This window comes from Rhodococcus sp. 05-2254-6 (assembly GCF_002258565.1).
In the GTDB taxonomy this organism is placed as follows: Bacteria; Actinomycetota; Actinomycetes; order Mycobacteriales; family Mycobacteriaceae; genus Rhodococcoides.
On the sequence record NZ_NOZF01000191.1, the window covers coordinates 26,907 to 38,567 of the forward strand.

Here is an 11,661-nt window from a genome sequence, read left to right on the forward strand (position 1 = left end):
TGATCGGAGATTCGGCCTCGACGGCTCTTCAACCAGGTGCCGCCGCAGCGGGACGCAGCACGAAATGGTCCTGCCATATCGTGTGCAAGACCATTTCTGCTGGTGCGTCGGATGTCTCGTCGATGTGAATGCGCCCGGACAGGGCAACGTACATCGCGTCGAGCATCACCTGCTGGTAGTCCTCGGGCAGGCCTCTCGGTGGATCGATGTCGGTGGCGAGCGGAATCGCCACCTCCCGCAGATCTGCCAATTGTTGAGCGACGAGGGTCAGATCGATTGCCCCGCGCACACTACTGCCCTGGGTGATGTCCTCGTGCTCACGCGTCATCCGGGTGACGGCTACGGCGTCGGCGATCAGTCGAGCGGAGTCGGATTCGCTACGGAGACCCACGATGCCGCGTTCCGCTTCGGCATCCTGGTAACCGATGGCCAGACGACACAGACGGTCGTGGACGCTCGTCGACAGGCGCGTCGTACCGACGTTGTCGTAGGGATTCATCGATGCCACGAGGCGGAACGTCGGTAACGCGTGCACAGTGCCGACGCGCGGGACCACGATGCGTCGTTCTGCCATCGCGGTGAGAAGCGTGTTCAGGGTGTCCTCGGGTGCGCGATTGAACTCTTCGATGTAGAGGAAACCGCCGGTGCGCATCGCGTCGATCAGCGGTCCCGCTACGAAGTTGTCCTCGCTGTAGTCCTCGCGAAGAACCCGAGCCGGGTTGTGGTGACCGACAATTCGGGCCGGTGTCAGATCGGCGTTGCCCTCGACGAAGAACAGCGGAATGGACCACTCGGATGTGATCGCGCCGAGCAGCGTGCTCTTGCTGGTGCCGGGCGGGCCCTCGAGGAGCAGGTCCCGCCCGGCCGCGACCGCTGCCAACAGGAGGTCGAGTTCACGGTCTCGACCCACGAGGTGCGCAGCAATCCGCCGGCGCACCTCACCGATCGACGCGGTAGCAGTCATTTGACCGTGTACCCCGCATCGACAGGAAGCGTTGCACCCGTGATGTATCGCGCATCGTCGGAGACCAGGAACGCTATCGCGTTGGAGATGTCGATTGCCTCGATCCACGGCACCGGCAGCGTGTTCGTGGTCTGGAAGATCGGTGCCGACTTCTCTCGCGACGGGTTCGGATCGTCGGGAGCGAACAACCCCCACGTCTTGGGATTCTGAATCATGACGGTGTCCACACCGGTCGGATGAACGGTGTTGACGCGAATACTGTGCTGTCCGAATTCGTTTGCGAGAGTGCGCATGATGCCGACGACGCCGTGCTTGGTCGCGGTGTAGTGCACCGTGTTCGGTGTGCCCTTGAGGCCCGCCGTCGAACTCGTCAGCACGATGGAACCACCGCGACCGCCGGCGATCAGATGCGGCAGAGCAACTTTGCACGTGTTCCAGACGCCCGTGAGGTTGACGTCGATCATGTTCTGCCATGCGTCGTCGGTGATATCGAGGGCAGGCGCAATCTCGAACACTCCCGCATTGCCCAGCACGATGTCGAGGCGTCCGAGTTCGGCGACGCCGTCGTCGACGGCCTTTCTCAGCGCGGCAGAATCACGCACGTCGGCCTTGGTGGCGACGATTCGCCTGTCGAGCGCTTCGACCTGCTTCACCGTTTCGGCGAGGTCCGCTTCGGTCGACGGCGGATACATTTCGATGGTGTCGACCGGTCCGCACAGGTCGACTGCGATGATGTCCGCGCCCTCCTGCGCGAGACGTATGGCGTGACTCCGCCCCTGACTGCGAGCGGCCCCGGTGATGAATGCGACTTTGCCTTCCAGCTTGCCCATGTCCGTCTCCTACTTGGCCAGGAAGCCGGCGTCGACGGGCAAGGTGACGCCGGTGACGTACCGCGCATCGTCGGACACCAGCCACGCGATGGCGTTGCTTATATCGATCGCTTCGAGCATCGGCACCGGAAGCAAATTGCCGAGCATGGCTGTGGCGTCGGGGTTTTCGGTGAGGAACTTCTGCATGACGTCGTTGACGACCATCGGCGTGTTCACCCCGGTCGGGTGCACGGTGTTGACGCGTATGGAGTACTGCGCAAGCCAATTGGTGAACGTGCGCATCAACCCCACGACCGCGTGCTTACTGGCCGCGTAGCCGTCTCCGGCACCGGACCCGTTACCGCCCGCACCGGACAGGCCCTGAGTCGAGCTGGTCAACACGATCGACCCGCCCTGGCCCTTGGCGATCATGCTCGGAACCCCGGCCTGAACGGTGTTCCACACACCGAAGAGATTGACCTCCACCACATCGCGGAAGGTCTTCACTTCGTCGGGGTTTTCGGCACCCTGGGGTGCTATTCCGGCATTCGCCAGAATGATGTCGATGGGTCCGAGTTCGGCTACCGCCGAGTCCACTGCCGCTTTCATCGCGTCGTAATCGCGGACATCGGCTTCCTTGGCGACGATGCGCCGATCGAGCGCCTCGACTTCTTTCACGGTCTGTGCGAGATCTTCCGATGTGGCCATCGGATAGGCGACCGTATCGATCTGTGCGCAGATGTCGACCGCGATGATGTCGGCACCTTCTTGCGCGAGACGAAGCGCATGGCTACGCCCTTGTCCACGTGCTGCACCGGTGATGAAGGCTACTTTCCCGTCGAGCTTTCCCATGATCGAACTTCCTTGATCGTCGGATGAAAACGGTACGAGCGCAGAACGCTTCGACGATTGGCCGGATACGTCCGCGGCAGGATGTCCGATGTGAAGGACACGATTCGACGCTATATGACACCCAGTGCACATGTGGCCGAATTACTTGAATCGTTGTCGATTTACGTTCCGTGGACGCGAGAACAGGACGACCGATTCAGACGTGCACACGCAGTGAAGTATCGAGGCGAATTGCGCGCCGAGCCGTCACGAACTCTGTCGCCGCTGCAGGTCGTCGCCGTGTTCGAGCGCCTCACGGATTCGGCCGAGCAACGCAGTGGCGTCACGAAGGGTGCGTTGCTCGGCCGGCGTCAGGTCGTCGAGGATATTCACGAGAAGCCCCTCTGCCGCAATGTCGTAGATGCGCAATTGCTCTCGGGCAAGATCGGTGAGGCCGACGCGCATGCTTCGAGCATCCGAGTCGTCGGGTCGGCGAACGACGAGCCCGTCCGATTCCATCGTTCGGACGAGGTTGCTGATCGTTGGGCGAGCCAACCCCAGCTGACGTCCGAGCACTGTGGGGCCCTCCCACTTGTCCGGAAAGAGTCGCCGCAGGATCTCGATCTGTGCGTCGGGCAGGGCTTTGAGCCCCGCGCGCGAGCGGGAGGCGTTGAGCAGCACGCGCCGGAAGGGGCCAATCTCCTCGCTGAGATGGCGGGCAATATCGGCGAGACCGGGTGCGCTGTCGGAATCGTCCACCGCGCCAGACTACTCAGTCTGAATTTAGGTTTGCAACAAACGCATTTCTGGGTGATCATGGAATCATGAGCATTCACACCAGCGTTGCCGACCCCACTCCCGAACAAGCCCTGGACTCGATCCTCGGCCATCGGTTCATCTACACCTACGCCAACGGGTGGCAGTACGAGATGTACGTCAAGAACGCCACCACCATCGACTACCGGATCCACACCGGAATGGTCGGCGGCCGGTGGGTCAAGGGACAACAAGTCGATCTCGTCGGACTCGGCCGCGGCGTGTACAAGATCTCGTGGAACGAGCCCACCGGCACGAGCGTCGTCGTCAACGTCGTTCCAGAGGACCGCGTACTGCACGGCACCATCTTCTTCCCTCACTGGGTGGAACTCGACGGGTCCAAAACCGTCCTGTTTCAGAACGACCACCTCGACGAGATGCGTCAGTTCCGCGATCAGGGCCCCACCTATCCGATCTACGTCGTGCCGGAGTTCGCGCACATCACCTTGTTCGAGTACGTCGGTACCGACGACGACACCGTCATCGACACAGCACCCGCTGACTTACCGGCAGGCTTCGCCGACCGGAGCAACTGAGATGAACATCCATAACCCCGGCGTGGCCACGCTCACGCTCCCCCACCGTGGGCAGGTGATCCGCGGCCACGAGTATCGACCCACGAACTCCGACAGAACAGCGCCGTCCGTTCTGATCGTGCACGGCTTCAGCGACTCGAGCATCGGACCACAGCGTCTCTTCGTGCAGATCGCTCGACGCCTCGTCGAAGCGGGAGCAGTCGTCCGCGCGTACGACCGACTCGGCCACGGCGTCAGCGACGGAGAGTTCGAGGACATCACCCTGCGCGACGAGGTCGAGCAGGTGTCGACCATGATCCGGGAGTTCGCTGCCGATCGATCTGCACCGGTGCATGTTCTCGCCCACAGCCTCGGCGCAGTGGAAGCGGCAATGGCGGCCACGCTCTTGTCCGACGGTGTCGCCAGTCTCACCTTGTGGTCACCTGCAGGCGTTGTCGTCGACGACATCACCGTCAAGCACGAGATCCAGGGCCAGCCCATCGATTCCGTCGCACAGAACGGCGGCTTCGACTTCGGCGGCATGTGGCTCGGACTGGCATTTTTCGACGACATCCGCAATGGCCTCGATGTGTACGAGGCTGCGGCCGGATACGACGGTCCCGTCGACATCGTCCACGGCACGGCAGACCGGATCGTGCCGCTCGAGTACGGACGCCGTTACGCAGAGTTGTTGCCACACGCGACATTCACCGAGGTCACCGGTGCCGACCACACCTGGTCATCGCGTGCGTGGCGAGGCGAACTTCTCACGCGTCTGCTGTCGTTCCTGGGGTTACCGGGCGCTGGGTGAGCAAGGCTCCGGCGCGAGTCCGTCGATCACGATTCCGATCGATCCCGAGCCAGGATGCGTTCGAGGTAATCGAGATCCTCGCGGAGCATCGAGATCGCACGTTCGGGCCCCTCGGGTACGAGAGGCGTTCCGCTGTCCTGGACGACGGTCCGCAATGCCATGTCGGCGAGTTGAGTGGCCACACTCCGATCGGCGTCCGGGTCACCGCTCTGATGCCACCAGGCGACCCAGTTGAGCATGCCGATGATGCCGAGTGCTGCTGTGCGCGGGTCGACAGGCCTGAATTCCCCTGCCCTGACGCCATTTTCGACGACCGTCACGAACTCCTTGAGCACGTGCCTGCGACTCTGCTGGTACGTCCGCGAAATCTCCTCGGGCAGATCGGCTTCCGACCTGATGATGAGCTTGAAGCGGTCGGCGGTTTCGGCCTGGTTCAGGGCGATCGCGGTGGCCATCTTGCGTAGCTTCTCGGTAGGGCCGAGATCGGATCGCGCATTGATCTCGTGCAGAACTGCGGCCGGGGTCTCGGTGCTCTCGCTGATCAGGCGCGAGAGTAGCTCGTCCTTGTTCGCGACATAGTGATACAGCGCCGGGCGGGTCAGACCGGTCGCGTCCGCGATGTCCTGCAGTGTGGTGCTGGCAAAACCCTTCTCGGCGAACAATCGCGTGGCCTGGTCGAGAATTTGCTTCTCGACCAGCTCCCGACGCGGATTGCGCGCCGATCCTCGTGGTGAGTCCTCGCGTGTCATGACCGAAGAATAACCGTCACCGTCGTCGAGAACCGACAAACACGAGGTGGGTACGCGCACTGACCAGACCTGCCACCGCATCGGACAAACACTCCTCCGGCACGTCGACGACGACGAGCGCACCGGTGCTGCGCATCATTCGCTCCGCGACATCGAGTCGGGTCAGGACGTGATCACGCTCGCCGGACCCCGTCAACCACACCGTGGAACTTGCCCTGGACTCGTCGACGATGGCCGTCGCCTTCTCGTTCCACGCAGATTCGACGTCGACGGAGACCACCGTCGTCGTCGGGTCTTCGCGCAGATCGGGCGGGGCGAATCGATCGGAAAACGACCGCCCACCGTGTTCGATGCGCCGCGAGAGGATCCAGCGGGACACATCGGCAGGAACCTCCGAGTCCGCGGGAACCCGCGCGTAGCTCGCGATTCCCTTCCACGCCACCTCGGGAGCAGATTCGAGGAATCGCTCGAGACCGACCTTTCCGGCGCGCGTCATGTACGCCACCATCAGTTGGTCCACGGGCAGATCCATGCGCTGCGGAAAGGACTCCCACCACTGTTCACTTCGCACGGCAATCTGCTGAAGGTGTTCGACCGCGGGGCGACGCACCCGTTCGTACTCGGTGAGGGCATCGCCGACGGTCGCAGCCGACGCCAGTGCCGCATCGAGGGCGATGGCGTCCTCCATCGCCAGCTTCGTTCCCGATCCGATCGAATAGTGCGCAGTGTGCGCGGCGTCTCCGAGAAGAACTATGTTGTCCACCGACCACTTTCGACACTTGACCGTTCGGAACTGCATCCACCGGGTCCGGTTTCCGATGAGGCTGTGATCCTGAAGAGTGACGGAGAACGCTTTCTCGAGATAGCGCAACGATGCCTCGTCGCTGTGGGCTGCGCCCGTGGCAGTAGTTGTGACGTCGAAGCCCGCCCGGTGCCAGGTATCGAGATCCGTCTCGATCAGGAACGTACTGCGATCCGGCGCATAGGGATACGCGTGGGCAACGAACGTGCCGTGCTCGGTGGTGACGGGTACGAATATGGCGCTCTCTAGTGCGAAATCCGTTCCACACCAAAGGTAGAGGCCTGTTCCGGTGGTGATGTCGGCACCGAATCGACCGTCGGCCGTACGGGTCGCGCTGTTGATTCCGTCCGAGGCGATCACGAGGTCCACATCGAGGTCGGCGGGTTCGCGGCGTTCGCCGAACTCCAGCCGAACTCCTGCATCGCGCGCTTGTTCCTGCAATACGGACAGCAGAGACGTCCGCGCTATCGCGAGAAGATCACCGTGAGCCAAGCGGGCCGTTCTGTTCCCTACCTGCATCGACATCTCGTGTGAGTACGCCTGAGCCACAATCGCATCGAGTGACGCAGCGTCGGCCTGACGGAGATTCCGCTGTGTCCGTGAGGCGAGGCCGACTCCGAACCCGAACGTGGTGTCCGGTGAACTCTGTTCGTAGACGGTGATCTCCGCCTTGGGATTGGACAGTTTCAGCAGCCGTGCGGCGTAGAGGCCGCCGGGGCCCCCGCCGATGACTGCGACGCGGTCGAGTTTCATGGTTGCCTCTCGAGCTTCGCGGCGATGTCCAGCCGCAAACGCTTCTTGTCGATCTTGTTGACGTTGGTTCGAGGAAGCGCGTCGAGCCATTCGAGGCGCTCCGGCCATTTGAACTTGGCCACACCGAGACCCGCGAGATGCTCCTGCACGTCGGCCATCGTCAACGGGTCCCCGTCGGTGACGAGATACGCGCACGTCTTCTCGCCGAGTCGAGGGTCGGGCATCGCGACGACGGCCGCGCCCACGATGGCCGGATGGTCGAGGAGGAGCAGTTCGACCTCCTCGGCATTGATCTTCTCGCCGCCGCGGTTGATGAGGTCCTTGATGCGCCCCTCGATCGTGATGTACCGCTCGCCTTCTACGACGGAGATCGACGCCAGATCGCCGGTCCGGTAGAAGCCGTCCGAGGTGAAGGCAGTCCGATTGTGCTCGGGGGCCCCGAAATACCCGGTGATCGTGTACGGGCCACGGCAACACAATTCGCCGACTTCCCCGTCGGACAGCTCGATCTCCGTGCCGGGATCGAGGATGCGCACCTCGTCCTCGGCGCAGACAGGAGTGCCGACGGTGGTGATTCGAGCGTGGCGAGGGGCGGCTACCGGGGTGACGGTGAGCAGCCCCTCGGACATCCCGAACAGCTGACCCGCCCAATGGTCTCCGCCGTCGTCGACGCGGTCCATCAGCGCCGGTGACACTTTGGCCCCGGACAGGATCACGTGCCGCAGACGCCCACGCACCCGATCGAACTCGGGACTCAGTACGGCCTGGTAATGACCGTGGCCGATCAACACCTCGGTGGCCTCCGCACGCTCCATGAGGTCCAACGCCGATCCGACATCGGCGGTGGAGAGCACGAGACACGCGCCCACCGAATGCGAGGCGTGCAGACCGCAGGCAATGCCTGCGTTGTGCACGATGGGTATCAGATGGGCGACGCGGCTGTCCGACGTCCACTGCAGCCGCTGCGCATACATGAGTGCGTTGTTCCAGTATTCGGCATGGATCCGCGGAATGACCTTGGGTACTCCCGTTGTGCCGCCGGACAATTGGAACGCAACCACATCCTCGGGAGCCGTCTCGGCCTCGATGGCTTCGACGAGAGCTCGGGCCTCGTCGGGGTCGATGTCGCGGCCGATGTCCTCCAACCGCAGTCCGTCACCTTCGTTCGCCCCGACCGTCACCACGTGGCGAACGGTCTCGCTCCCTGCGGCGTGTTCGTGGGCGAACGAGACCAGGTCGAACGACGGCAGACCGGCTTCGACCACGTGCGCGACCGCGCCCACCGCGGCACCGATGTGCGCGATCTCGTGCATTCGGTGCGCGGCCAGTGTGGCGACCGGAACCAGTCCGGCCTTGATGCAGCCGTACCAGGCCAGCACCGTCTCGAGCCGGTTCGTCATCTGGAACAGCACAGGGTCCAGGCGCACCAGTCCCTGTCGAATCAATCCGGCGGCGATGGCATCGGTACGACGATCGAGTTCGGCGAACGTCATCGAGCCCTCGGCGCTGATGATCGCGAGCCTGTCGGGATACCGAAGTGCGATGTCGTGGAACCGGCGACTCGTGGGAAGTGAGCTCCACGAACCACTCCGGCGGTAGCCCTGCGCGCGATCCTCCGGGTATCCCACCAGCCTGCCGTCCCAGTCCGAGTGGGTCGTCTCCGTGGTCACCGTCATCGTTCGGCCACCGCAGGAAGTAGTCGAGAGATCTCCAACGAATGATCGGGATGATCGGCAGGAACGATTCCCGAGTACACGGCAGTCCAGCATCCCGGGCAGCACAGCTGACGGAACACGATGGGTGTGTCGACGTAGATGGAGGGATCCGATGTCACCTGCGGCCCCGCCGCCGAGGACGGCCCCTCGTAGCGAGCCAGATCCAGTACACCACTCGACTTCTCGTCACCGAGGAGCCGGCCGCACTGTGCGCAGGCGATGACCCGAACGTCCCCGACGGTCACCTCGGACAGGTTGTCGTCGAGACGTCTTGCCAGCGAGAGATCCATGGTGGGAGCGTCGGAGTGCTGGGTGGAACGCGTGCGCCGTTCGTCGATCATGTCTCGACGTCGTCGCGCAGTTGCTGCCTCGTCCACCTTTCCCGCGTCGATGACCACGCCGTAAACGACGTTCGCCCCCTCTGCGGTGACCTTGCCCTCGCGTAGGTCCACGACCACAGCCGCCGGATCGCGATGCAACGGATCTCCGTAGCCGCCGCCTCCCTGCCAATGCATGTACAGCACCTCACCGGGAGCGACATAGCTTTCGGCGTAGCACGCGCCGAATTCCTTTCCGCCGCCAAGATCTTCGAGGGCTCCGGGAATCTTTCCCGCTGCGAACTGCTCGATGACGTCGGTACTGCGCGCCAGAATTTCGAGTCCGGTGTTGCCGGGGTACCCGCCGGCCAGGCCGTTGTTCTGCGCCACGGCTTTACCCGCCGAGGCGAGGACGAGGCCCATCGGGAGCGAGGTGCCGTACGGCGTCACAGCGAGCGATGCACTGACGCCACCGCGTTGACGACCGGGTCCACCCGAGTCGGGCTCCTCACGACGCCACAGTGTGAGCAGCGGGTAGAGGAACTCGGTCATTTCCGTATCGGGGATGCGCCCCATCGGAATACAGAAGAGTCCGCCGGTGTCCATGCCGTCGGCGGTCGGTCGTGCGCCGTAACCGCCTGCCATCGGTTCCATCATGATGTTCAGGAACGGAACGGGTTGGTCCCCGCGTTCGTCGAGGCCTGCGATCACCGCGGTGTCCCAGGTACCGCAGCACGCGGCCTGCACGCTCTTGCCGAGGTCGACCGATCGGTCGAGCATCTGCGACAGGCATTCCGCGATGAGGGTTCCGGTCAGCCAAGCGGGTCCGATGGGACCACGGCTGACCGCTGCCGGGAAGCTCGCGTTGTTGATGGTGCCCTCCTCGGACACCAGGTCGAAGCAACGCATCAATCCGCCTGCGGACCAGGGAATGTCACCCGCGAGGATCGGAAGCAACGCGAGCATGACGCCGCCGCGCATCCCAGCGTAGGTGCAGTTGATGACGCCCGTCTGCTTGTCGGTGCCGGTGAAGTCGAACGTGAGATGGTCGTCGGTCTTGCTCATCGCGACGGTGATCTTGTGAACCTCGCGGTCACCGGTGTGCGACTGGTCCTGGTAGCCGGTGGCCTTCCAGGTCCCGTCGGGGAGCGAGGAGAGCTTGCTGCGCAGTCGCCCTTCGGCGTCGGTCATCATGCGCTTCATGACGGCTTTGACGGTGTCGGCACCGTACTGCTCGATGACGGCCAGCATGCGGTTGCGTCCGACGGTGTTCGCCCCGATCTTGGCACGCAGGTCGAGTCCGACCAGCATGGGAACGCGGGAGCGTCGAACCCAGAGGTCTGCGACGTCGCGTTGTAGCTCGTAGTCGCGGACCACCTTGACCGGTGGAGTCGGAAGCGATTCGGAGAAAACATCTTTCGCCGACGGATCGAACGATCCGAGGCCGGAACCACCGAGATCGGGTTCGTGGCAGATCGCGCTGGTCCAGGCGAACAGCTTGCCCTCGTGGAAGATGGGTTGGTAGACGATGACATCACTCTGATGTAGTCCCCCGCCGACCCATGGATCGTTGCAGAGGAACATGTCTCCCTCCACGATTCCCGGGTTGGTGGCGCGGTGCTGCAAGGTCCAGTAGATCGCCAGGTCAACGGCTCCGACCAGCATGGTGTTGTAGAGGCCCACCTGAACCTCCTGTCCCAGTTCGTCACTGATCGCGAAGTCGAAATCGTTCGCGTCGGTGACGATGGGTGAGCCGGACATTCGTTTGAGTGCCTCGCCCATCTCGTCGGTGACCGACCAGAGTCGGTGCCGGATGACCTCGTAGGTCAGCGGGTCGAGTTCGTCGATCTGCTGCTGGGTGACGGTGTGCACCGGCAGCGTCGGTGGGAGCGCGCGGGCGAGGGCGTCGGGGTCGACGGGACGGGACGAGAAGATCTCGGACCCGGGAATCGCTGATGTCATGTTCGGTTCTCCTGTGGTCTCAGCCGGCGACGATGTTTAGGTTGCCGAGGCGGTCGACAGTTCCGGTGGTGCCGTGCGGGACGACGACAGTGGTCGTCGGGACTTCGACGATGGCGGGGCCGGCGAGCACATGCCCGGCGGCGAGCTTGCTGTAGTCGTAGATGTCGGTGTCGACATAGCCGATTCGGCCGTCCAGGTTGACCTTTCGAGTGCCGATGCGAGCGATCGAGGCGTCGGCGGAGTCGGCGGACTTCAGCTCGGGAAGAGTCGGCGAGAACGGCAGGACGCCGGTTGCGCGGACGCGATAGGTGATCGCCTGAATGCCTGCTTCGCGGAAGCCGCTGTCCTTCCCGTATAGATCTGCGTAGCGCTGCTCGAAGAGATCGGAGGCGTGTGCGACGCTCGAGGAGTCCAGCGAGCCCTCGGGAATGGTGGTGGCAACCTCTGCCAACTGCATCGTGTACCGCATGTCGATTTCACGTTCGACCTGGACCGACGTGAAATTGAGCCCTTGTCGACCGAGGGCTTCGCGGACTCGCTTCTCGAGGCCGTCGAAGTTTGCTTCTGCGCGAGCAGGATCGAGCGGCATCGCGGCTGGGTCGGACAGCTCGGCCGCG

Annotated in this window: 10 protein-coding genes and 1 pseudogene; 2 read left to right on the forward strand and 9 right to left on the reverse strand. The window is 63.5% G+C overall.

Annotated elements, in window-relative coordinates; genetic code table 11:
- Positions 1-28: 28 nt before the first annotated feature.
- From CH256_RS26965 to CH256_RS26980, 4 genes are all read right to left on the reverse strand, one after another.
- Positions 29-964, reverse strand: coding sequence for an AAA family ATPase (locus CH256_RS26965; RefSeq protein WP_068046766.1), 936 nt, complete (start codon positions 962-964; stop codon positions 29-31).
- Entirely contained in the window at positions 961-1,794 is an 834-nt protein-coding gene (locus tag CH256_RS26970) for a mycofactocin-coupled SDR family oxidoreductase (protein WP_094639745.1), read from the reverse strand. The genes CH256_RS26965 and CH256_RS26970 overlap by 4 nt, the downstream gene beginning before the upstream one ends.
- A gap of 9 nt (positions 1,795-1,803) precedes the next feature.
- The gene (locus tag CH256_RS26975; RefSeq protein ID WP_068046760.1) at positions 1,804-2,625 is read right to left on the reverse strand and encodes a mycofactocin-coupled SDR family oxidoreductase; all 822 of its coding nucleotides are present in this window, start codon (positions 2,623-2,625) and stop codon (positions 1,804-1,806) included.
- Between the two features lie 246 nt (positions 2,626-2,871).
- Complete coding sequence (locus CH256_RS26980; RefSeq protein WP_094671477.1) at positions 2,872-3,363, reverse strand: MarR family winged helix-turn-helix transcriptional regulator; 492 nt, start codon at positions 3,361-3,363, stop codon at positions 2,872-2,874.
- 65 nt (positions 3,364-3,428) lie between these two features.
- Here CH256_RS26980 and CH256_RS26985 point away from each other — a divergent pair, with 65 nt between their 5' ends.
- Complete coding sequence (locus tag CH256_RS26985; protein WP_094671479.1) at positions 3,429-3,956, forward strand: phenolic acid decarboxylase; 528 nt, start codon at positions 3,429-3,431, stop codon at positions 3,954-3,956.
- 1 nt (position 3,957) lies between these two features.
- Positions 3,958-4,746, forward strand: coding sequence for an alpha/beta hydrolase (locus CH256_RS26990; protein WP_094671481.1), 789 nt, complete (start codon positions 3,958-3,960; stop codon positions 4,744-4,746).
- 26 nt (positions 4,747-4,772) lie between these two features.
- Here the strand turns inward: CH256_RS26990 and CH256_RS26995 are convergent, their stop codons facing one another.
- The 5 genes and pseudogenes from CH256_RS26995 to CH256_RS27015 all read right to left on the reverse strand — a co-directional run.
- Positions 4,773-5,495 (reverse strand): TetR/AcrR family transcriptional regulator, encoded by a 723-nt coding sequence (locus CH256_RS26995; protein WP_255183352.1) that lies wholly within the window; start codon positions 5,493-5,495, stop codon positions 4,773-4,775.
- 16 nt (positions 5,496-5,511) lie between these two features.
- The gene (locus CH256_RS27000) at positions 5,512-7,050 is read right to left on the reverse strand and encodes an FAD-dependent monooxygenase (RefSeq protein ID WP_094671483.1); all 1,539 of its coding nucleotides are present in this window, start codon (positions 7,048-7,050) and stop codon (positions 5,512-5,514) included.
- Positions 7,047-8,726, reverse strand: a complete 1,680-nt coding sequence (locus tag CH256_RS27005; protein WP_068046748.1) for a (2,3-dihydroxybenzoyl)adenylate synthase — start codon at positions 8,724-8,726, stop codon at positions 7,047-7,049. Before CH256_RS27005 ends, CH256_RS27000 begins: the two co-directional genes overlap by 4 nt.
- Complete coding sequence (locus CH256_RS27010) at positions 8,723-11,044, reverse strand: hydantoinase B/oxoprolinase family protein (protein WP_068283571.1); 2,322 nt, start codon at positions 11,042-11,044, stop codon at positions 8,723-8,725. The genes CH256_RS27005 and CH256_RS27010 overlap by 4 nt, the downstream gene beginning before the upstream one ends.
- A 19-nt stretch (positions 11,045-11,063) precedes the next feature.
- Positions 11,064-11,661 (reverse strand): annotated as a pseudogene (locus CH256_RS27015) (hydantoinase/oxoprolinase family protein); the annotation flags it as partial.